The 21263-nt window shown below is 60.5% G+C and carries 20 protein-coding genes and 2 pseudogenes; 8 read left to right on the top strand and 14 right to left on the bottom strand.

What is annotated here, in order from left to right; all coding sequences use genetic code 11:
* The 3 genes from ASD64_RS20285 to ASD64_RS20275 form a co-directional block, all read left to right on the top strand.
* On the top strand, positions 1-826 hold an 826-nt coding region (locus ASD64_RS20285), incomplete at its 5' end, for an ABC transporter substrate-binding protein (protein WP_244480874.1).
* A gap of 111 nt (positions 827-937) precedes the next feature.
* On the top strand, positions 938-1864 hold the full coding sequence (locus ASD64_RS20280) for a polysaccharide deacetylase family protein (RefSeq protein ID WP_244480873.1): 927 nt from the start codon (positions 938-940) through the stop codon (positions 1862-1864).
* Between the two features lie 50 nt (positions 1865-1914).
* Positions 1915-2661, top strand: coding sequence for an aspartate/glutamate racemase family protein (locus ASD64_RS20275; protein ID WP_056109239.1), 747 nt, complete (start codon positions 1915-1917; stop codon positions 2659-2661).
* A 10-nt stretch (positions 2662-2671) separates the two neighbouring features.
* Here the strand turns inward: ASD64_RS20275 and ASD64_RS20270 are convergent, their stop codons facing one another.
* From ASD64_RS20270 to ASD64_RS20230, 10 genes and pseudogenes are all read right to left on the bottom strand, one after another.
* Positions 2672-3424 (bottom strand): aspartate/glutamate racemase family protein, encoded by a 753-nt coding sequence (locus tag ASD64_RS20270; protein ID WP_056109143.1) that lies wholly within the window; start codon positions 3422-3424, stop codon positions 2672-2674.
* Positions 3425-3464: 40 nt separating this feature from the next.
* Entirely contained in the window at positions 3465-4484 is a 1020-nt protein-coding gene (locus tag ASD64_RS20265; RefSeq protein WP_056109139.1) for an ABC transporter ATP-binding protein, read from the bottom strand.
* Entirely contained in the window at positions 4481-5455 is a 975-nt protein-coding gene (locus ASD64_RS20260) for an ABC transporter ATP-binding protein (RefSeq protein ID WP_056109135.1), read from the bottom strand. Before ASD64_RS20260 ends, ASD64_RS20265 begins: the two co-directional genes overlap by 4 nt.
* Before the next feature lie 19 nt (positions 5456-5474).
* Complete coding sequence (locus ASD64_RS20255) at positions 5475-6311, bottom strand: ABC transporter permease (RefSeq protein ID WP_056109132.1); 837 nt, start codon at positions 6309-6311, stop codon at positions 5475-5477.
* Between the two features lie 2 nt (positions 6312-6313).
* Complete coding sequence (locus ASD64_RS20250; RefSeq protein ID WP_056109128.1) at positions 6314-7264, bottom strand: ABC transporter permease; 951 nt, start codon at positions 7262-7264, stop codon at positions 6314-6316.
* Positions 7265-7276: 12 nt separating this feature from the next.
* Positions 7277-8845 (bottom strand): amidohydrolase family protein, encoded by a 1569-nt coding sequence (locus ASD64_RS20245; RefSeq protein ID WP_056109125.1) that lies wholly within the window; start codon positions 8843-8845, stop codon positions 7277-7279.
* 77 nt (positions 8846-8922) lie between these two features.
* A pseudogene (locus tag ASD64_RS22090) lies at positions 8923-9747 on the bottom strand (ABC transporter substrate-binding protein); the annotation flags it as partial.
* Position 9748: 1 nt separating this feature from the next.
* Positions 9749-10236: ABC transporter substrate-binding protein (locus tag ASD64_RS22085; RefSeq protein WP_413813624.1), on the bottom strand; the 488-nt coding region annotated here is incomplete at its 3' end.
* Between the two features lie 25 nt (positions 10237-10261).
* Positions 10262-10651 (bottom strand): ABC transporter substrate-binding protein (locus ASD64_RS20235; RefSeq protein WP_244480872.1); only part of this gene is annotated, 390 nt, incomplete at its 3' end.
* 235 nt (positions 10652-10886) lie between these two features.
* Positions 10887-12293: a PLP-dependent aminotransferase family protein gene (locus ASD64_RS20230; protein WP_056109117.1), complete on the bottom strand. Its 1407-nt coding sequence runs from the start codon at positions 12291-12293 to the stop codon at positions 10887-10889.
* Between the two features lie 393 nt (positions 12294-12686).
* On the opposite strand from ASD64_RS20230, the gene puuE reads away from it, so the two are divergent.
* From puuE to ASD64_RS20215, 3 genes are read left to right on the top strand one after another with little or no spacing between them, the layout of a single operon-like run.
* Positions 12687-13592 carry an allantoinase PuuE gene (gene puuE, locus ASD64_RS20225; RefSeq protein ID WP_056109114.1) on the top strand — a complete coding sequence of 302 codons (906 nt, stop codon included), beginning with the start codon at positions 12687-12689 and terminating at the stop codon, positions 13590-13592.
* Positions 13593-13617: 25 nt separating this feature from the next.
* Positions 13618-14862: an allantoate amidohydrolase gene (locus tag ASD64_RS20220; protein ID WP_056109111.1), complete on the top strand. Its 1245-nt coding sequence runs from the start codon at positions 13618-13620 to the stop codon at positions 14860-14862.
* 2 nt (positions 14863-14864) lie between these two features.
* The gene (locus tag ASD64_RS20215; protein ID WP_056109108.1) at positions 14865-16127 is read left to right on the top strand and encodes an ArgE/DapE family deacylase; all 1263 of its coding nucleotides are present in this window, start codon (positions 14865-14867) and stop codon (positions 16125-16127) included.
* Between the two features lie 77 nt (positions 16128-16204).
* Here ASD64_RS20215 and ASD64_RS22080 read toward each other — a convergent pair.
* From ASD64_RS22080 to ASD64_RS20205, 3 genes and pseudogenes are all read right to left on the bottom strand, one after another.
* Positions 16205-16288, bottom strand: a pseudogene (locus ASD64_RS22080) (IS5/IS1182 family transposase); the annotation flags it as partial.
* A complete protein-coding gene (locus tag ASD64_RS20210; RefSeq protein WP_056109105.1) occupies positions 16289-17011 on the bottom strand; it encodes a DUF5681 domain-containing protein in 723 nt (240 codons plus the stop codon).
* Positions 17011-18318 (bottom strand): site-specific DNA-methyltransferase, encoded by a 1308-nt coding sequence (locus tag ASD64_RS20205; RefSeq protein ID WP_056109102.1) that lies wholly within the window; start codon positions 18316-18318, stop codon positions 17011-17013. Before ASD64_RS20205 ends, ASD64_RS20210 begins: the two co-directional genes overlap by 1 nt.
* Positions 18319-18464: 146 nt before the next feature.
* Here ASD64_RS20205 and ASD64_RS20200 point away from each other — a divergent pair, with 146 nt between their 5' ends.
* Positions 18465-18809 carry a helix-turn-helix domain-containing protein gene (locus ASD64_RS20200; protein WP_082550072.1) on the top strand — a complete coding sequence of 115 codons (345 nt, stop codon included), beginning with the start codon at positions 18465-18467 and terminating at the stop codon, positions 18807-18809.
* The gene (locus ASD64_RS20195) at positions 18787-19611 is read left to right on the top strand and encodes an ImmA/IrrE family metallo-endopeptidase (protein WP_056109099.1); all 825 of its coding nucleotides are present in this window, start codon (positions 18787-18789) and stop codon (positions 19609-19611) included. The genes ASD64_RS20200 and ASD64_RS20195 overlap by 23 nt, the downstream gene beginning before the upstream one ends.
* 329 nt (positions 19612-19940) lie before the next feature.
* Here ASD64_RS20195 and ASD64_RS20190 read toward each other — a convergent pair whose 3' ends face one another.
* Positions 19941-21242, bottom strand: a complete 1302-nt coding sequence (locus ASD64_RS20190) for a M23 family metallopeptidase (protein WP_056109096.1) — start codon at positions 21240-21242, stop codon at positions 19941-19943.
* Between the last annotated feature and the right edge of the window lie 21 nt (positions 21243-21263).

The following is a 21263-nucleotide window of genomic DNA, read 5'->3' as shown; positions in this document are numbered from 1 at the left end:
CCCGTCGGCGCAGGTGGCCGCGGTGCAGGCTGGCGATGTCGATTTCTTCCCGCTGTTTTCCTCGCCCGAAAGCCTCGAGCAGTTCAAGTCCAACCCCGAGCTCGTCGTGATGGAAGGGGCGTCCGAGGCGGAGGTTCTGCTCGGCATCAACAACCGTCGCAAGCCGCTCGACAACGTGCTGGTTCGGCGGGCTCTGGCCAAGGCGATCGATCGCAAAGCCGTGGTGGATGGAGCCGAGTTCGGGTACGGCAAGCCGATTGGCTCGCATTTCTCGACCAACCACCCAGCCTACATCGATACCACTGAAGTGAACGCCTACGATCCCGAGGCTGCGAAGGCGCTGCTTGCCGAAGCAGGCTATCCGGAAGGTTTCGAGGTCACCATCAAGGTTCCGCCGCAGGGGCCATTTGTGCGCAGCGCCGAGATCGTCGCCGCCTATTTCGAGCAGGTCGGTGTCAAGCTGAACATTGAGAAGCTGCAATGGCCGCAATGGCTGGAGCAGGTGTTCCGCAACCATAGCTTCGACCTATCGATAGTGGATCATGATGCGCCGATGGACTTCGACGTCCATGCCAACAAGGACTATTTCTACGGCTACGACAGCCAGAACTATCGGGACGCCCTGACGGCGGTGAAGGCCGCGACGACGCCGGACGCCGAAACGCAGAGCCTTCAGGCGATCCAGAAACTCTTCGCGGAGGAGGTTCCGGTTATTCCGCTCTACCAGACCCGCAACATCTCGGTTGCTCGCAAGGGCCTGAATGGACTGTGGAAGAACATGCCGGTCTTCATGGCCAACATGACCGACGTGCACTGGGAGAATTGAGGCGCAACGCCTTCAACGTGATCACATAGGGCGGACATACCGCTGGAAAGGGCAAGCAGGGCGCCACCGGTGGCCCTGCTGCCCGAGCTTGTTAGCAGAGGAAAGTCGGGAATGAACAGTGAAGCAAAGGCGCTCGATACGTCGATGGCCGATCAGGACCTTTACGGCTACGGCCCCAATCCGCCGCATGCCAAATGGCCCAACGGGGCGCGTGTGGCGGTGTCGCTGGTTCTCAACATCGAGGAGGGGTCCGAATTCGCCATTTCTAAGGGCGATACGCATAACGAGCGCGTCTACGACATGACGCAGGAGCCGCTCGACATTCCCGATCCTGCCATGGAGTCCCACTTCGCCTACGGTGCCCGCGCTGGGTACTGGCGCGTTCTGCGCGTTCTCGACAAGTATGGCGTTACCTGCACGCTGAACCTGTGTGGGCAGGCGCTGGAAAAGACTCCCTGGGTCGGAGAGGACGGCCTCAAGCGCGGGTTCGAGATCGGCTGCCACGGCTATCGCTGGGACACGCCCGCCGGAAAGAATGAGGACGAGGAACGGAGTTGGATCCAGCAGTCGGTGGAAAGCATTCGCCGCGTTACCGGCGTGCGGCCTGTCGGCTGGCATTCGCGCGCTCCCTACACGCTGGCGACGCGCCGGCTGCTCATCGAGGAAGGTGGCTTCATCTATGACAGCGACCTTTACGACGACGACCTGCCGCGCATCCTGAATGTCGGCGACCGTCGCCATGTTGTAGTGCCTTACAGCCTCGACACCAACGACATGCGCTGTCAGCGCCCGGAATCGCCATTCGTGCGCGCCAAGGATTTCGCCGACTACGTCAATGACGGGTTCGACTGGTTGTGGGAGGAGGGCGAGACCTCGCCCAAGATGATGACAATCGGCCTGCACACCCGCATCATCGGCCGCCCGGCGCGCATAAATGGGCTTGAGGCCGTGCTGCGCCACATGACCGAAAAGGGCAAGGTATGGTTCGCGACGCGCGAGCAGATCGCGCGCCATTGGCTTCACCTGTCGAAGGCTTGATGCCCTTCGCCAGAACGACCGCATAACGACCTAAAGAGAGAATGCCGAACATGCGCCTGTTGGTTGTCCAGTCCAACACCTCGGAGTTCATGACCGACCTCATAGTCGAGGAAGCTCGGCGCGCCGCTTCCCCGGATACGGAAATCAAGGCCGTAACGGTTGGTTTCGGCGCGCGCGGCATCGAATGCCGAACAGAAGTTGCCATCGCTGCGCACGCAACGGTGGTGGCCTTCGCCGAAAATGCGGAGGGCATCGACGCTGGTCTGATCTCCTGCTTCTCCGACCCTGGCCTCGCAGCGGCTAGGGAACTGATGCCGTTTCCGGTCGTCGGCATCGCCGAGGCATCGATGCTTACCGCCTGCATGCTGGGCGGACGATTTTCAATCGTCACGCTTGGCGCTCGCATGGCCCAGCCGCTGCGCGAGCTTGCCATGCAATACGGTCTCGGTTCGCGGCTCGCAAGCGTGCGCACCATTGAGCGGCGTGTCGTTGACGCGGGTTCGGACCCCGGCAGCCTCGCCGACGAAGTGACCGCCCTTTCGAACGCCGCGATCGAGCAGGACGGCGCGGAAGTGATCATCCTTGGCGGTGGTGCCGTTGCCGGGCTCAGCCGTAAACTGGTCGACCGCATCAATGCACCGCTACTTGATGGGGTGACCTGTGCGGTACGCATGGCAGAAGCCCTGCATGGCATAGGCGCTTCGAAAGCGAGGGCGGGCAGCTACAGGGCGCCGGCTGCAAAGGAAATGGTTGGCGTGAGCCCCGTCCTGGCAGGGTTGTTCAGCGAAAAGCGATAAAGCCGGTCCACTATTCTCGATTGGATGCGCGGCCGATGAACTCGACCAGGTCGGGATCCAGGCCCTTCGGCCGCTCGATCGGTTGCGCAACGAAACTGCCGCTGCTGGGTTTTGGAAACGCCAGCCGCGCCAGCGTGATGGCGTGCAGCACGGCGCACGAAATGCCGTCGATCAGCGGAACCGGAATCTGCTCCTGAAGCTTGTGCGCGACGCCCGCCATGGTTCCGCCGGTGACAATGACGGAATCAGCACCATGCTCCGATGCCAGCGATTTCGCCGCTGCAACCGTCAGGACGGCAATACGGGCCGGATCAGCAAAATCGGCGACTGTCATGTCGATGACCTTGAGCGCCGCCATGCGATCGGTGAGGCCATGCGAAGCGACCACTTCGCGGAACACCGGTTCCGCACGCCGGTCGAAGACGATCATCCCGAACTTGCCGCCCATCATGCAGGCGGTCAGCAGCGCGGCCTCTGTCATGCCGACAACAGGGATCGGTGAAATCTCGCGCAACGCGCCAAGCCCCGTATCCGTCGAGACCGCGATAACGACGGCGTCGCAACCCTTGTGATGCTTTGCAAGAGCAACCATCATTGCGTGCGCTGCCAGAACGTTGTCGGCGCGTGTCAGGATCAGCCCGGCGCCGAAATCGGCGGTCACGGGAACGATCTCCACACCCGGTCCTGCAATCCGCCTTGCCTCGGCTGCCCCTTTCTCGGTCGTTGCCGGCGAGGTGTTTCCGTTGATAAGCAGAATGCGCATTCTGTTTCACCCATGCCGGCGGACGGATGCCCGGTTCATTTCAGACCGCAATCGCCGTTTTTGCTGCGGCCTGTCGGTCGCTTCTCGTTTCTTCAAAGAAATGGCAAGCGACCGAATGGCCGCTTTCCACAACGCGCAGGCTGGGCTGTTCGACGCGGCAGCGCTCCTTGGCGAAGCCGCAGCGCCCGGCAAATGTACAGCCGGTCTGCGCCGCCGTTTGGGTCTTGAGCGCAGTCGGCGCCTGCCGTGCAATATGTCGGTTTTTCACGCCAACATGAGGAACGGCATCGACCAGCGACTGCGTGTACGGGTGCAGGGGATCGCTGAACAATTGCGAAGTCGGCCCCTGTTCGACGATCCGTCCCAGATAGATCACGGCAGCGTCTTGGCAAGCGTAGTCCACTACAGCAAGGTTGTGGCTGATGAATACGAACGTGATGCCGAATTGATCCTCGAGATCGCGCAGCAGGTTGAGCACCTGAGCCTGCACCGAAACGTCAAGCGCCGACACGGGTTCATCTGCCACGATCAGCGAAGGACGGGTGATCAGTGCGCGCGCTATCGCCACGCGCTGGCGCTGCCCTCCGGAGAATTCATGAGGATATTTTTCCATGTCGGCGGGCCGCAATCCGACCGAGGTCAGAGTCTCCGCGACCTTTTCCTTGCGCTCCTGCTTGCTTGCCGAACTGCCGACGGCAAATAGCGGCTCGGCCACGATGCGCTCGACATGATGGCGCGGATTCAATGAGCCGAACGGATCCTGGAACACCATCTGGAAGTCGGATCTCATTTCCCGCAACTCAGCCGGCGAAATAGCGATGATGTCCTTTCCCTTGACCTTTACAGATCCGGCCGAAGGCTTGTCCAGCCCCATGATGATGCGGGCGAGCGTGGACTTACCGCACCCGGATTCGCCAACAATGCCGAAGCTGCGCTGCGGCTCGACCGTCAGGTTGATGCCATTCAGCGCATAGACCGTGCTCGCAGGGCGAAACAGGGATTCGCGTGGTAGCTGGAAACGCCGTTCCAGATTGCGTATTTCGATGATGGGCTGGGTCATTGAGTAGTCTCCATGACGCGCCCGGCTCTTATGCAGGCGGCAACATGCGCGTCATCGACCGATACGAAGGGTGGGGGAGCCTCAAGGCAGTCAGCGTAGACCAGATCGCATCGCCCGGCGAAGATGCAGGCCTTCATCTCGCTGCCCATTTCGGGCATCGTGCCGGGAATCGTCTTCAGCCGCTCGCTTCGCGGCATGCCAAAGCGCGGGATCGCTTCGATGAGCCGGCTGGTATAGGGGTGAGCGGGCTTGGCGAAGACCTGGTCGGCGTGGCCGCGTTCCACGACACTGCCGCCATACATGACCAGCATTTCGTCCACCATCTCGCCGATCACGCCGAGGTCGTGGGAGATGATGATCAGCGCCATGCGGGTTTCGCTGACGAGTTCGCGCAATAGGTCGAGAATCTGGCGCTGAACGGTAACGTCCAATGCTGTTGTCGGCTCGTCGGCAACCAGCACATTGGGCGAACAGGACAGGGCGATGGCGATCATGACCCGCTGGCGTTGCCCACCCGAAAGCTGGTGCGGATAGACGTCGAGGCGGCGCGCGGCATCGGGAATCCCGACGCGGTCGAGCAGCCTTATGGTTTCCTCACGGGCGGCAGTGCGCGTCATTGCCTTGTGCAGGACAAGCGGCTCGGCAACCTGTCGCCCTATGGTCTGGACCGGATTGAGCGACGTCATGGGCTCCTGGAAAATCATCGCAACCTTGTTGCCTCGGACCGAGCACATCTCCTGTTCGCTAAGCGCGAGCAGTTCCTGGCCGGCCAGATTGATCGAGCCGCTGGCGCGGATGGCGCCGGGCAAGAGACCCATCAGCGCCAGCGCAGTCATGGATTTGCCGGAGCCGGATTCGCCCACGACACCCAGCGAACGGCCGGCATCAAGTTCGAAACTGACATCCTTGACGATGGAAATGTCCCGCGTTGCGCCGGCAATGGTGATGTTGAGGTTTTTGACCTGAAGCATTGTGGCTCTCCCTTGCCGACTATCGTGCACGTGCAAGTTTCGGGTCGAGAACGTCGCGCAGCCCGTCGCCGATCAGATTGAGCCCCATCACCGACAGTGCGATGGCAAGGCCGGGGAAGATCGCCAGATGCGGCGCGAGGCCGACGAAGGTCTGGGCGTTGTTCAGCATCTTGCCCCAGCTTGGTTCGGGCGGCTGTGTGCCAAGGCCGAGAAAGGAGAGGGCGGCTTCGGCAAGAATGGCGACGGCAAACAGGATCGTCGCCTGGACGATCAGCGCCCCGCTGATGTTTGGCAAGACATGTTCGATGGTGATGCGCAGCCGGCCCTTGCCACAGGTCTGCGCGGCCATGACATATTCCCGCGCCCAGGCCGCATTGGCCGCGCCGCGCGTGATGCGGGCGAAGATCGGAATGTTGAACAGGCCGATCGCCAAAATCGAGTTGACCGTGCCGGGACCGAGGATCGCCGTCAACAGCACTGCGGTGATGATGATCGGAAAGGCGATGGAAAAGTCGCTCATGCGCATGATGAGCTCTTCCACCCAGCCGCGATAGGTGGAGGCGAGCGCGCCCAGCGCCACGCCGACGAGCAGGCCGACGCTGACGGCGAGGAAGCCGACAATGATGGAAATCTGCGACCCGCTCATCAGCATGGAAAGCACGTCGCGCCCGAGATGGTCGGTGCCGAGCCAGTGCTTGGCGGATGGGCCTTTTAGCTTGTTGGCGATGTCGATGGCCGTTGGCGACCAGGGTGTCCAGAACAGGCTGAGGACGGCAACCGACAGCAACAGCAAGGTGAGCACGCCGCCGATCATGAGGCTGCGGTGCATGCTGGCGTTCTTGAGAAACGTGCTCATTGTCAGTGCCCCTGATGCTTGAGACGCGGGTCGATGACCGCATAGAGAAGGTCGACCACCAGATTTATGAAGACCACCAGCGCCACCAGCAGCATGATGAGGTTTTTCACCACCATCAGGTCGAGCTGGGTGAGAGACTGGAAAACGAGACGGCCAAGGCCGGGAATGTTGAACACCTGCTCGATAACGATGGTGCCAACAAGCAGGCTGGAGAGTTCCAGTCCGCAGATCGTGATGATCGGGATCATCGCATTGCGCAACACGTGCTTGACCAGCGTCGATTTGCGGCTGAGACCCTTGGCGCGCGCCGTCCTGACGAAGTCTTCGCGCAGGACATCGAGCACGGCAGAGCGCGAGATGCGGGCGAAGATGGCGGCCTCGACGATTGCAAGCGAGAACGCCGGCAGGATCAGCGCCTTGATTGCCGGCCAGAAGCCGGCGTCCCAGCCGGGGAAGCCGCCTGCCGGGAACCAGCCAAGATAGATTGAAAAGACAAGAACCAGCAGGATGGCGAACCAGAAATTCGGTATGGCGATGCCAAGCTGGCCGAAGATCATCACGCCATAGTCGCGCGGGGTCTTGTGGTTGGCGGCTGCATAGAGGCCGACCGGCACGCCGATTAGCACGCTGATCAAGGCGGCAAGCAGCGCCAGCGGCAGCGTTACCCCCAATCGGGTCATGATCAGGTCGCTGACCGGCATGACATAGGTGAAACTCTCGCCCATGTCGCCGACGACGAGTCCGCCGATCCAGGTGAAGTAACGCTCTACAACCGGGCGATCGACGCCGAGCTTCTTTTGTAGCGCCTCCAGCGCATCAGGAGGCGCATCGATGCCCAGCATGATCTGGGCCGGGTCGCCCGGAAGCAGTTCGAGCGCGGCAAAGATGACCGCCGAGGCGATGGCCAGCGTTGCCAGGAAAGTCGCAATTCGGCGTAGCAGGAATGCGATCATCTCCGTTACCTCTCAGGTGCCCGTGGGCCTGCGCATCGCAGAGAGCGGGCGCAAGTCGTTATAGCGGTATGGTTCGGCAGCCGCGTTGCACTCGTAGTGGCTGTAGAAGGCCTTGACGTGGTCGAACACCTGGCGCGCCACGTCCTTGAATTCGAGTTCGCCGGCGGTGAGGGGCTGGCGCGCGTTTTGCGCCAACTCCTTGAGGATTTCCGTCCGGTCGAGCCGGGTGGATTGCCCATTTCGCCAGATCGCTTCGCCTGCGACCACGACCGTATCGACGGAGCGCGTCGTCGCGCGCTTCAAGATCGCATCGACCAGCGGCACCTCGTCATCGAGGTAAGGATAGGCGATGCTGTCCCAGTCGAGCAGCACACAGTCTGCCGCCTTGCCGGGCTCAAGCGTGCCGATCCGGTCACCGAAAGGCGTGGTTGCCGCACCGTGTTCGGTCGCCATGCGAAGGACTTCGCCCGAGGTTGGCGGCACATCGTCCATGCCCGGCGTGCGGTGGATGTTCAGCACCATGCGCATTTCCTGCAGCATGTCGCGGTCGTCGTTGATGCCAGCTTCGTCGATCCCGACGCAAACCGGAATACTGTGCCGAGCGAAGTGATTGACGGGGGCGATGCCGCTACGGATTCGCAGGTTCGAGCTGACATTGTTGCAGATCCGGCAGCCTGTGCCGGCAACGCGCTCGATGTCGGATTCACTCAGCCACACGGCGTGCCCGAGCGTGAGGCGTGGCCCGAGCAGCCCGAGCGCCTCGATATGCTCTACGGCAGACCTGCCCGTGCGCTTTAGCGCATATTCGCGTTGGTACTTGGTCTCCAGCAGATGCAGGTGCATCGGCACGCCGTAGGCTTCGGAGACCTCGTTGGTCCTCGCCAGCACTTCGTCGCTCATCCAATGCAGGTTCGCAGGTGAAAGCTGGATCTTCAGCCTGTCGTCCGATGCGTACTTCTCGTGGAGCGCCTTGAAGAGCGTAAAGTTGTCTTCCAGCGAAATCGCGTTGCCTGCCGTGAACTGGACCAACTTCTCACCCAACGGCTTTGGCAGACTGGCGGCGAAAAGGGCATCGTCCTGATGGAGAAGCCGGTTCTGATCCATGATGACATACGAATAAGAAGCGCGCATGCCGATGTCGCGATAGGCGCGCAGCACCTCGTTGGCCACATTGTAGATATTCTCGACCGGGCCAGGCACGCCGTATTGGATATGCTGGACGGTGGTGATGCCCGAACCGATCATCTCGAAGGCCGAATAAAGCGTGTCGAGGTAGGGATCGATCGTGCGCTTGGCCATCAGTTTGGCTATCCACAGCTCGAGCGCGACATCGGGTGCTCCGTGCTGGGTCGGCGTGACACCCATATGATGGTGCCCGTTGACGAACCCCGGCACGATGACGTGCCGGTCGGAGCCGATAGTTTCGTCAGGCCGGTGACGGGCCAGGAGGTTGGCCTTCTTGCCGACTTCGACAATCTTGCCGTCGCGCTGGAAAATGGCGCCGTCCGCCACAACAACCGGCTCGTCGCGCCCTTCGACGCGACAGACGACGTATTTCCCTGAAATCAGGCTCGATGTCATAAGCTGCGGCACTCCATGCACGGTCTGAAAGACAGGCGACTGCAGGATACGCTTTCCTGCGGTCGCCGCCGGTGATCTTAGTCTGCCCAGTACACTTCAGTCATGTCAGCCTTGAAGGTTGGCATGCTCTTCCACAGGCCCGTGAGGCCCTTGCGTGCGATGGAAATGTTGCGCGCCTGGTAGAGGAAGAGGGCAGGGACATCCTTGGCGAGGAAGTCTTGCGTCTTGTGGAAGGCGGCCGTCTGCTGCTCTTCGGTAGGCGCCGCCTTGATCTCCTGCCAGATCGCCTGGAATTCCGGGCTGTCGTAGCCGAAGAAGAAGTTGGGGTTGGCGTAGACGTCGAAGTCCATAGGCGACACATGATCGACGATGGAGATGTCATAGCTGTGGTTCTGGAACACTTGCTCCAGCCATTGCGGCCACTGGACCTTCTCGATCTTCAGCGTGACCCCGACCTGTTCGAAATAGGCGGCGACGATCTCGGCGCTGCGCACGAACGGTCCCTGCGGCGGAACCTTGATGGTGGTTTCGAACCCGTCCGGGTAACCCGCTTCCGCAAGCAGGGCCTTCGCAGCCTCCGGGTCGTAGGCGTTTACCTCGGTGGTGTCTATGTAAGCCGGATGGTTGGTCGAAAAATGCGAGCCAATCGGCTTGCCATAGCCGAACTCGGCTCCGTCAACCACTGCCTTGCGATCAATAGCCTTGGCGAGCGCCCGCCGCACCAGTACGTTGTCGAATGGCTTGCGGCGGCTATTCAGCCCCATGATGACCTCGAATTCCGAGGCGCCATCCATCACGACGAGATCGGGGTTGGACTTGAACTGCTCGAGGCTTTCGGGCGAGGAAAACAGCGGGAAGAAATCGACATCGCCAGCCTGCACCGCGGCCACCTGCGCCGACGGNTCGGGGTTGGACTTGAACTGCTCGAGGCTTTCGGGCGAGGAAAACAGCGGGAAGAAATCGACATCGCCAGCCTGCACCGCGGCCACCTGCGCCGACGGGTCTTCCACCAGCTTGAACACGACCGTATTGAGCTTCACCCGAGCAGGCTCGCGATAAAGTTCGTTGCGCGTCAGCGTGACGGCAGCGCCACGGTCCCAGGTTTTGAGCTTGAACGGACCGGTGCCGACCGGATTGGCAGCATTGCCCGCCGCCGTCTCTTGCGCGACGATGGCCGACACGCCCCAGGCGAGTTTCTGCAAGAGCAGCGAATTCGGCTCCGACAAATACAGCACCACCGTGTGCGCATCGGGCGTCTCGATCTTTTCCATCAAGGCGAAATACGCCTTTTCTGGATTGGTGCTGTCAGCACCGCCATTGCGCTCGAAGGTCCATTTGACGTCGGCGGCGTCGAAGTCGCTGCCGTCGGAGAACTTTGCGCCCTCGACCAGCTTGAACGTGTAGGTCTTACCGTCNATTGCGCTCGAAGGTCCATTTGACGTCGGCGGCGTCGAAGTCGCTGCCGTCGGAGAACTTTGCGCCCTCGACCAGCTTGAACGTGTAGGTCTTACCGTCGGGCGAGATTTCCCAACTCTTCGCAAGGCCGGGTGACAGCGAGCCGTCCTCGTTGAAGCGCGTCAGCCCTTCGAAAACGTTCCCGAGTGTAACGAGGCTGATGATAGTGCCTTGGCGGATCGTCGGGTCCAGGCCCGGAATGTCCTCGCGCACGCCGATGGTGACGCTGTCGCGGGCTCCAGCCAGCGCAGGCGCTGGCGCAGCCAGCATGGTTGCGGTCAGGAGCGCGCCGGCTGCCGAAAGAAGCAGTCTGCGCGAGACAAGCGGGATCGCCCCGAACTTCAATTTCATGAGAATTCCTCCATTGTGCGGGCCCCTCTGGGCGCGCGAGCTTCCGACTGCTCGGGAGGTGCATTCTTGGATTATTTGAACTTATTGCACCTCTACAACTGCATGGTATTTGCAGTTATCTTAGTGTCAACGAATACATTGACACCAAAGCAATTTCGTACTGGTGCCGAGCTTGGCCGTTGCTGGAGAGGTAGGCTGGACGCAGATACTATGCGCCAAAATACCTATTTTCCAGTTACATATAGCCGATGGACTGCAGGTCCATATGCGGCCTGGGCCGTGATCCCAGGAGCCCGACCAGCCTGTCCAGCCCTACCGCGATGTCGGGCAATGAATGTGCAGCACCAAGGCAGAGCCTAACCGCATGTGGCGCGTGGTCCCGCTTCACGGAGAACGCATCCGCCGTGATCACCCGCACGCCTTCGCGCAAAGCCAAAGCCGAAAATGAATCCATGCGCCACGGTTCAGGCAGTTGCAGCCATAGATGGTAGCAGGGGATAGAGGATCGATGGAAATGCGGACCGAGGATTTGGGACGCTAGGTCCTGGCGCTCGCGCGCCTGCTGGCGATGCCAGGCGATCATCTTGTCCGCATGGTCGTTGACGATCCAACTGGTTGCGACCGCGGCCATGAACGGAGCCGACATCCAGTTGCTCATTGTCACGATTTCCTGGATGGATCGGCTCAATTTTGGCGGCACCGCCAGGAAGCCGATGCGCAGGCCGGGCGCCATGCTTTTCGAGGCGCTTGTGAGATAAATCGTCCGCTCGGGGATGATCGCAGCGAAGGGCAGGGGTCTGTGCTCTGCCAGGAACCCGTACACATCGTCTTCGATGATGTAGAGCCCATAGTGCTCGACGATCTCCGCGATCTCGTGCATCCGCCCTTCGGTCATGGTGATCGTCGTTGGGTTTTGCAGCACCGGCATGCAGTAAAGCGCTTTGGGTCTTCTTGTTTCACAAAGTTCGCGCAGGGTCGTCGGATCGATGCCCTCCTTGTCCATCGGCAGGGCGCTAAGATTGATGCCGAACTGGTGCGCGATCGCCCTTGCGCCCGGATAGGTGAGCGCTTCGGTGGCAATCGACTCGCCGTGACCGGCAAGCGCCATTATGGCGAGCATCAATCCGTGCTGGCCGCCATTGCAGATGATGACATTGTCGGGGTGCGCGCGCACCCCGATGCGGCCGAGCCACTGCGCGGCGATTGCCCGGTGCGACAGTATGCCGGCGCTCGGCTGGTAAGTCAGCAGCGAATCCAGCGAACCTGAACGGGTCATTTCCTTCAGCGTCGCCCGCAGTATCTCCTCGGCCTCGCCAATCGCCGACAGGTTGAGTCCAAGGTCGATCACTTCCGGCTGCGGCTTGTCGGGAACCGTCAGTCGGGTGATGTTGTCGCGATCGTTGCCGAAATCGTTGATGAAGGTGCCACGCCCGACCTCTCCGACGACAAGGCCGCGCTCGGCTGCTTCCGCATAGGCCCTGGCCACCGTGCCGACAGTGACGTTGATCCTGTAGGCAAGGTCACGTTGCGCCGGCAGGCGGTCGCTTGGCTTCAGTCGACCTTCAGCGATGTCCCGCTCAAGGGCCTCGCAAATCGCTAGGTATATGGGGCCGTTGCCCCTCTTGATCTCTGGAAACCACATGTTCCCCACCACTTTGACACCGTGTCAATGAATTAATTGACACCATTGTTGTGAAAACTCTACGCTCAAGAGCACCGAAGCACAAGAGAGGTTGTTTGGTTTGAATGTATTTAATTGAACCAGATCGTGCGAATCAATATTGATCTAATACTGCAGATCTTAAGGGGGCGTAGTGGTATTCATAGCGCTCTGGCGAGTGAACCACTCTCCGCATAGCTGTATTTAGGTCTATAAGGCCGGGCTTTGATCGATGTGTGAAAGGGGGGCTTTGCTTGCTGTGGGCGATCTCGCCTATCCATTGCCGAAGAAGCTGAGCGGTTCCGTACGCCATTTGGAAATTGGCGAGAGTGGCCCGGCATCGGCCATTCGGAAAAACTGAGAAGGAACTGAGGGATGACTTATCCGCGTGACATGGTTGGGTATGGCCGCACGCCTCCGCAGGCAAACTGGCCGAACGGGGCGAAGCTGGCGCTTCAATTCATCGTGGCCTTCGAGGAAGGCTCGGAGAATTGCGTTCTTCACGGCGATGCCCATTCGGAAAACTTCATCTCCGACATCATGGGCGCGCCGCAACTGTTCGGTGTGCGCAACATGAACATGGAGTCACTCTATGAATACGGCACGCGCGTCGCCTTCTGGCGTATCTTCGACGAGTTCAAGGCGCGCGGCATCAACACCACCGTGCTCGCTAATGGCCTGGCGCTGGAACACTATCCGGAAGCCGGCAAGATCATGCACTCGCTGGGCCACGAGATCGCCAGCCATGGCTGGAAGTGGGTCGACCACCAGTGGATGGGCGAGGACACCGAGCGGGCACACATGAAGCTCGCTATAGATACCATCGAGCGCGTCACCGGCGAGCGGCCGGTTGGTTGGTACACGGGCCGTTGCAGCCCGAATACGCTGAAGTTGGTGGTGGAGGAGGGCGGCTTCCTCTACGACGCCGACACCTATGCCGATGATGTTCCCTACTGGGAAAAGGTGGGCGGCAAGAACCACCTGCGCATCCCTTATACGCTCGAAGCCAACGACATGCGTTTCGTCGCCACTGCCGGCTTCAACTCGGGCGACCAGTATTTCGCCTATCTGAAGGACACCTTCGACGTGCTCTATCGCGAGAGCGACCGCACACCGCGCATGATGTCGGCAGGGTTGCACCTGCGCATCGTCGGGCGCCCCGGTCGCTGGGCCTCCTTCCTGCGCTTCCTCGACTACGTGCAGAAGCACGAGGGCGTCTGGATCTGCCGTCGCGACGAAATCGCTCGCCACTGGCACAAGCACCACGCTCCTCAAGACTGAGAAGCAGGCATCCGGGAGACGGTTGATGGTATCCTACATGGATGAGGCTGATGCGGGTAAACGCATCCTCGCGCGCTGCGACGAGCTTGGCCGCATCAGCGAGCCGGGCGAGGGCGTTACGCGCCTCTATCTCACGCCCCAGCATCGCGCCGCGGCGGAAACGCTCGTGCGCTGGATGTGCGAGGCGGGCATGGATGCCCACATCGACGAAGTCGGCAACGTAGTCGGCCGCTATCATGCGCAAGCAGGCGGCGGGCCATACCTGATCACCGGTTCGCATATGGACAGCGTGATCAACGCCGGCCGCTACGATGGACCGCTCGGCGTGATTACCTCGCTCGATTGCGTCGCAGCGCTCAATGCGCGCGGCAAGCGTCTGCCGTTCGGCATTGAGGTCGTCGCATTCGGCGATGAGGAGGGCACCCGTTTCCGAACGACGCTGGCCGGCAGCCGGGCCATCACCGGCCAGTATGGCGATGACCTGCTCAATGCAAAGGACGACGCCGGCCTCACCTTGCGCGATGCGCTTTCGGCGTTCGGCCTCGATCCAGCACGCATCTCCGAAGCGGCTCGCAAACCGGGTGACGTCATCGGCTATGTCGAACTGCACATCGAGCAAGGCCCCGTGCTTCAGGCGAAGGACCTGCCCGTCGGGGTGGTAACGGCGATCAGCGGCCAGACCCGCGCCATGGTCCAAGTCAAGGGTGCGGCCAATCACGCCGGTACAGTGCCTATGGGTATGCGACAGGACCCGTTGCTTGCGGCAAGTGAAATCGCGTTGGCAGTCGAACGTATCGCATCCTCCCACGACAACACCGTCGGTACGGTCGGCTTCATCAAGGCAGAGCCTGGATTGATCAACGTCATTCCAGGCGCTGTCTCCTTCTCCATCGACCTTCGCTCCCAAGAGGACGAGGTGCGCAAGGCAGCCTTTGCCGAGGTGGAAAAGGCAGCGCGAGAGATCGCGGCAAAGCGCGGCGTGACCGCCACCGTCGAGGTCATTCTCGATCTGAAGTCCTGTCCTTGCGCGCCGGATTTCATCAGCACGTTGCAGGCGGCGGTGGAAAGCGCGGGCAGCGAACCAATTCTCCTGCCAAGTGGCGCCGGCCATGACGGCATGGCGATGAGTCAGTTGACCGGTATCGGCATGATCTTCGTGCGTTGCAAGGACGGCATCAGCCATTCGCCGGAAGAATCCGTGACCCCCGGCGACGTTGCCGCCGGCGCCTCGACACTCCTCCACTTCATCGAAAATTTTCAAGGGAACTGATAATGACTTCCAGCCCAGTTGCTTCACCTTCGGTCAACGAAGCTGAGAGCCGTCTCATCGAATTCATTGCCGCGCATCGCGACGACCAGGTCCGAATGCTGGCCGAACTGGTGAAGGTCGCATCCGACAACCCGCCGGGCGACTGCCAGCCGCACGCCGATCGCGCCGCCGAACTCTACGAAGCGCTTGGCTTCGAGGTCGAGCGCCACAAGGTGCCGCAGGACCTGGTGGAAAAGGTCGGCATGATCAGTGCCAGCAATCTGATCGTGCGTCACCGCTTCGGCCCGGGTCCGACGATTGCGCTGAACGCGCATGGCGACGTGGTTGCGCCCGGCGAGGGTTGGACGGTCGATCCGTATGGCGCGGTCATCAAGGATGGCTGGATGTATGGTCGCGGCGTGGCCACCTCTAAGTCCGACTTCGTCAGCTATGCCTATGCCCTGCTTGCCTTGATGTCGCTCGGCGAGAGGCTCAACGGAACCGTCGAAATCCACCTGACCTATGACGAGGAGGTCGGCGGTGATATCGGCCCGCTCCTTCTGTTGCAGCAAGATTTAACCAAGCCGGACTATGTCATCTGCGCCGGCCTGTCCTACGGCGTGGTGACGGCCCACAACGGCTGCCTGCATCTCGATGTCGAGGTGCGAGGCAGGTCTGCGCACGCGGCTCGCCCGGAAACGGGCGTGGACGCGCTGGAAGCCACGACCCATATCCTGAACCGGCTCTATTCGCTGCGCGCCGGCTTCGCCAGCCAGAAATCCTCGGTCAGTGGCATCACCATTCCTTCCATGGTCGTCGGGTTAATTTCCGGCGGCATCAACACCAACGTCGTACCGGACAAGATAACCATGCGCGTCGACCGCCGCATGATCCCCGAAGAGAACGGGCCGGAAGTTGCGCGCGACCTGATCGCCTTCATCGAGCAATCAGCGCGTGAGATGCCGGGCATCGACTGCAATGTGCGCCAGCTCATGCTGGCGAATCCGCTGAAGCCGATCGAAGGCGGAGACGTGCTGGCAAGTGCGCTGCAGCGCCACGCCTCGGCATTGACTGGTGAAGATATCCAGGCTCACGGCGTGCCGATCTATACGGACGCGCGCCACTACTGCAACGCGGGCATTCCGACGGTGCTTTATGGCGCAGGCCCCCGCACGATGCTGGAGGCGAACGCCCACCGCGCCGACGAAAAGCTCAAGCTCGACGATCTTGCCCTTGCGACCAAAGTCGTCGCGCTGGCATTGCATGACTTGTTGACTGAAAAGTAAGAAGCACCAGTTCCGGTCAAAGCGGTGGCAGACAGCTTTTACCGGTGCTGATCGAATACGATCAGTATAGGCAGGGTCGTGCTGTGGACGACCTCGGCGGTCTGGCTGCCCAAAAGTAGCCGACCATCCGTATCGACGGCAATGTGGCGCTTGCGCCCGACCTAATCCGGCATGACCCTTCTGATCATATTGATGATTTTGGTGTTGTGTTCGATGTCGGCGATGACCTGCTCCCTGTAGGGATAGTCCGGCTCGTCGAGCAGGAGTTGGTTCAGCTCTTCGACTTCCTTGATGTAGTCCAGCTTGCGCTCACGCATCCAGTCCCACCTGACCTTTTCTTCCGGCGTTGCCGGCCCTTTTATGGCGACCTCGCCGGTGCGGATGTCGACGATGACATGATCGGGATGGGGAAGGGGCTCGGGACCGGTGATGCCCAGGCGTTGCCGCCGTTCGAACTCGCGCTCCCAACCTACCTTGTAGGAGATTGCGGCGTCGAGGAACTCGTCATGAAGCCGCTTGTTCTCGCGCTCTGTAGTGAAGAGCAGTTCGGTGAACAGACGTTGCGCCCGCTGGTTGCCCTTGGCGGCGTTTACGGCCAGTGAACGGATAACGGCCTGTGCCATAGGAATGGTGACGTGGCCGTGGCCTTCGTTGAGCCTGATGGTGCGATAGGCTTCTTCCAGCAGGATGGATTTCATTCGCTCCTCGTTGATGGCGGGCAATTTTGATCTGTTGCGACTGCCTTTCGGGCGCCCACGCGGATTGCCGGATTGTCCTTTCTGGAAACGGTTCTCTGCCGGCGGCTTGCCATAGCCGACCGCGTAGTCGCCCGAATCCGGGCGAACGGTAAGTGCCTTGCGGTGGGGATCGTCCGAGACTGCCATCACTCGGCTGCCTCACGCAATTGATTGGGCGTTCCGATGCCACAGGCGACCTGTTCGGCGTCATCCCTGGCATAGGCCTCCCATCGCCTGATGATGCGATCGCAATAGACCGGATCAAGCTCACAAAGGTAAGCACGTCGACCGGTCTTGTGGGCGGCAATCAAGGTGGAGCCCGAACCTCCGAACAGGTCCAGCACGATATCGCCACGCCCGGATACATCCTTGATCGCATCGGCAATCATCTGCACCGGCTTGACTGTCGGATGTAGCGAAAGCTCATCCATGCGGCCCGCTTTCAGGGTGTTGACACCCTTGTACTGCCAGACATTGGTGCGGTAGCGCCCATGTTGCCCAAGCTCGAAAGTGTTGATGTGAGCAGCGTCGCCATGCTTGAAGGCAAAGATCAGTTCATGGCGCGAGCGGTAGAAGGTGCCCATGCCGCCATTGTCTTTTGCCCAAACGATCAGGTTCTTCAATTCCGAATAGATTCCTTCGCCAGCCGCAAGCATTTCCCCCATATGGCGCCAGTCCATGCAGATGAAGTGGATGGAGCCGTCGGCACTCGCCGAGGCGAGATTGATGAAGGCGGTCTTGAGAAAGACGGTGAACTGGTCTTTCGTCATCTCGCCGCTGGCCATCGCAAATTCGCGATGCTTGATCTTGCCGGATCCACCGACATGGCCATCGATGGGAACATTGTAGGGTGGGTCGGTAAACACCATGGTGGCGTGCTCGCCATCCATCAGGGCAGCAACCACGGCCGGATCAAGAGCAGATCCGCACACCAGCCGGTGACGGCCGAGCTGGAAGATGTCGCCAGGCTGGCAGCGCGAGGCGGCAGGATCGATGTCCGGCAGCACATCATCATCTGGATCGCCCGGCTCTTCCGGGATCAACCCTTCGACGAGGCTGTCAATCTCGGCATGCGAGAAGCCAGTGATTTCCAGGTCGAAGGCGAGGTCGATGTCGAGCAGGGCTTTCAACTCATCCGCCAGCAGTTCGTCATCCCAGCCCGCGTTCATCGCCAGCTTGTTGTCGGCAAGCACATAGGCCCGTTTCTGTTCAGGCGTCATATGCTCAAGGCGGACGCAGGGAACCTTGTCCATTCCAATCAACCTGGCGGCCTCAACCCGGCCGTGGCCGGCAAGGATGGTGTTGTCGGCATCGATCAACACCGGATTGGTAAACCCAAACGTCTTGATGCTGTCGGCGATCTGCCTGATTTGTCTCTTCGAATGCGTGCGGGCATTCTTCGCCCAAGGACGCAGCAGTGCGGGGGAGATCATGTCGATGGTTGGGTCGGTCATGTTCCTTGGCTTTCCGAATCGGTGGCCGATATCGTAAGATCATATTGACGACTTCTCGTTCGTCAAGATGCCCAATTACGTAAGGCTGTGTTGACGGTTGTGCGACCGTGTGCTTTGCTCTCGGCAATCCCAAAATGGAGGTTTGCATGGCTTTCGGAGCCCGCATTGCCGAACTCAGACGCCAGGCCAAGGAATCGCTGCAGGATGTCGCCAATGCCGTCGGTGTGACCAAGACCCACATCTGGGATCTTGAGCGGGGGCGTTCAGCCAATCCCTCGCTAACCGTGATTGAGGGTCTGGCCAACCACTTCAAGGTCTCGGTCGCCTTCCTGGTTGGCGAGGACTTCGAGGCCAGGGATGCGGATCCGGAACTGGCCCGAATGTTTCGGCTGGCAGGTCAACTGGAAGACCATGAGCGCGTTGCGGTCGACGACATGATCCAGTCCTACATCAGGCGGCGCAAAGAACGTGAACAGCAGCGTCGCGCTTGAACGCATAGACATAGATGATGTTGCCACCGATCCGGTGAGGATTGCCGCGGAGATTCACCGCCAGCTGGGTGACATTCCAGGCCCTGTTCCGATCTATGATATCGCACGGGCGCTGGACATCGATGAGATCAAAACCAAGCCGCTTCAAAACTTCGAAGGCATGCTGCTAACCAGGCCGGAGCGGGATTTCGGGACCGTCCTGCTCAATTCGCTGGCTTCACCGCAGCGAAGGAACTACTCACTCGCTCACGAGCTTGGTCATTTTTTATGCGGGTGGCACCTTACGACAGACGATACCGGATTTCGCTGCAGCCAGCGCGACATGGCATCGCCATCTGGCAATGCACGTCATGTAAAGCAAGAGCGCGAAGCCAATCAGTTCGCAATTGAACTCCTGGCGCCGTCGCGCCTGTTCAAACCTTATCTGCGCCGACTTCCGGATCTGGAACATGTGCTTTCCATGCATGTGGCGCTCGACATCAGCAAAGCCGCCGCAGCGCGCCGCTATGTCGAACTGCACAAAGAGCGCCTGGCGGTGATCTTCGCGAGGGACAGTAGCTTTATTTATGCCGTTCGTGGCAGCGAGTTTCCTTGGATAGGACTTCAGGAAGGCGATCCGTTGCCGATCCTTCCATGCGTGCCTCAAGATGCACGTACGTCCGAGATGATCGAGACGGACCCGCAAGACTGGAACATCCGCGCCCTTTCAGGCGAACTCGCCGTGCAGGTGCTCAGCCAGGAAGACGAACACGCGATCGTTCTCCTGCATGCCGCAGATGCGGATCTGGATGACGGAGATTGACCCCCCCCGGGCGGGATGACCAAGCTCGTCGCTCATAACGGGCAGAGTTGCCTGTAACCAACACCAACTTTCCTGTTAGCGAATCTCGCGTTCCCTGATCCGCGAATCTGAATTCCCTGTTCTTCCTAGCAGGGAATTCCCCAGCAACCCATTGGTATTGCCGCGCAATTGGACGCCAGAATGCGCCTCCTGCATCCAAAATCGTTCAAATTCCCTGTATTTTCCCTGTAAACCAGCCAAACCAAACCAGAGGCTAGTTCGCCAAAGACTGCAAACACCACCAGTTTCCATCAGGTCCGAGAAAGCCTTGGCCGCCGCTAAAGGCGCGTTCAGAGATACTGGGCGATCTTCTTGCCCACGGCCAAAAACCCTAGGGGATCGACCGCTTGGCCGTTGTGCCTCACTTCATAATGCAGGTGCGGGCCGGTCGAGCGACCACTGCTGCCGGTCCTGCCAACGAGATCGCCGGTCTCCAGCTTTTCACCGACGTTGACCAGGATCTGGCTGAGATGTGCGTATCGAGTGGTGAAGCCCTGGCCGTGATCGACCTCGACCATACGCCCGTAGCCTCCATTCCAACCTGCCTTCACGACTACCCCGGGTGCGGTGACCTTGGCGTCCATGCCGGTGGGAGCGCGGAAATCCATGCCGGAATGGAGAGCGGCTGAGCCGATGAGAGGATCGGTGCGAACCCCGAATGGGCTGGTTACCACGTGTCCGGGCGCCGGATTTGCAAGAGGCAGGCGGCGTGCCTCCTTCTTGACTTGGTCGAGCGCATCGAGCGCTTCGTCGAGTTCCTCGACCTTCGTGTCGAAAATCGTTGCGCCGTCGACCGGGATCAACGGGCCGCCGACGTCGCTTTTGCCGAAATCGTCCTTGTCGAAGTGGCTATCGACCGGCAAGCCAGCGGCTTCCAGTGCATTGGAAATGACATCGGCGCTTTGGGAGGCGGAGTTGGCCAGAGTGGATATCTGGGCGATCTGGTCGCCCTCAATGGCCTTGAGCGACTGATTGATGGAGACAAAGAGTTTGTCGGCGCGGTCAGCCGGTGAATCCTGTGGTTCAGTATCAGAACGGGTCGCCCAGAAGGCGAATGGCCTGGTACCTGTCGGACTGAACCCGGCCAGAGCGACATTCTGGGGTCCGACAAGACTACCGGTCACTGCTGCGCGCGTATCTTCGCGGGCTGCTGGCACAGGCGCAGTCTGTGGCAAAAGATTGCCGATACCGCCTTCCGCCCGCTCAAGCAGAGGGCCAAGCCGCCCATGCCGTTCACTGAGTTGTGTCTGGCGCTCGATCAGTTCGCTGACCTTAGTTTCCATCAGTTGCTGGTCGAGCAACTGTCTGCTGGTGATCCTGTCGACCTGGGAGCGGAGCGCCGAAATGCGATCTTCATAGGCTTGCTGGATGCGTGCCTGGCGGGCCGTTGCGGCGCCGATGAGGTTGTCGCGCAAGACGAGATAGGATGTGGCAGCCAGATAGCCGATGACGACCGCCGCCAGCGCCGATCCGGCAAAAGCGGCAAGCCACGGGCGAACGGTGAAATGTCGAATCTCATCGCCACGTGCAATGATGACGGTGTGGGGTTCCTTGCGTTTGCCGAAAACCGCTGACTGACCGGATACTGCCACGAGACACGCCTTTGTTAACGA

The organism is Mesorhizobium sp. Root157 (genome assembly GCF_001427385.1).
GTDB lineage: Bacteria > Pseudomonadota > Alphaproteobacteria > Rhizobiales > Rhizobiaceae > Mesorhizobium.
The sequence above is the reverse complement of the archived record's forward strand: the minus strand, read 5'-3'. Positions and strand labels throughout refer to the sequence as shown.

Coding starts and splice junctions, on each gene's coding strand:
- ASD64_RS20245 (WP_056109125.1), bottom strand. CDS start 8,845: ATGACATCGAGCCTGATTTCAGGGAAATACGTCGTCTGTCGCGTCGAA.
- ASD64_RS20265 (WP_056109139.1), bottom strand. CDS start 4,484: ATGACCCAGCCCATCATCGAAATACGCAATCTGGAACGGCGTTTCCAG.
- ASD64_RS20255 (WP_056109132.1), bottom strand. CDS start 6,311: ATGAGCACGTTTCTCAAGAACGCCAGCATGCACCGCAGCCTCATGATC.
- puuE (WP_056109114.1), top strand. CDS start 12,687: ATGACTTATCCGCGTGACATGGTTGGGTATGGCCGCACGCCTCCGCAG.
- ASD64_RS20230 (WP_056109117.1), bottom strand. CDS start 12,293: ATGTGGTTTCCAGAGATCAAGAGGGGCAACGGCCCCATATACCTAGCG.
- ASD64_RS20280 (WP_244480873.1), top strand. CDS start 938: ATGAACAGTGAAGCAAAGGCGCTCGATACGTCGATGGCCGATCAGGAC.
- ASD64_RS20205 (WP_056109102.1), bottom strand. CDS start 18,318: ATGACCGACCCAACCATCGACATGATCTCCCCCGCACTGCTGCGTCCT.
- ASD64_RS20220 (WP_056109111.1), top strand. CDS start 13,618: ATGGTATCCTACATGGATGAGGCTGATGCGGGTAAACGCATCCTCGCG.
- ASD64_RS20250 (WP_056109128.1), bottom strand. CDS start 7,264: ATGATCGCATTCCTGCTACGCCGAATTGCGACTTTCCTGGCAACGCTG.
- ASD64_RS20215 (WP_056109108.1), top strand. CDS start 14,865: ATGACTTCCAGCCCAGTTGCTTCACCTTCGGTCAACGAAGCTGAGAGC.
- ASD64_RS20260 (WP_056109135.1), bottom strand. CDS start 5,455: ATGCTTCAGGTCAAAAACCTCAACATCACCATTGCCGGCGCAACGCGG.
- ASD64_RS20200 (WP_082550072.1), top strand. CDS start 18,465: ATGGCTTTCGGAGCCCGCATTGCCGAACTCAGACGCCAGGCCAAGGAA.
- ASD64_RS20275 (WP_056109239.1), top strand. CDS start 1,915: ATGCGCCTGTTGGTTGTCCAGTCCAACACCTCGGAGTTCATGACCGAC.
- ASD64_RS20210 (WP_056109105.1), bottom strand. CDS start 17,011: ATGGCAGTCTCGGACGATCCCCACCGCAAGGCACTTACCGTTCGCCCG.
- ASD64_RS20270 (WP_056109143.1), bottom strand. CDS start 3,424: ATGCGCATTCTGCTTATCAACGGAAACACCTCGCCGGCAACGACCGAG.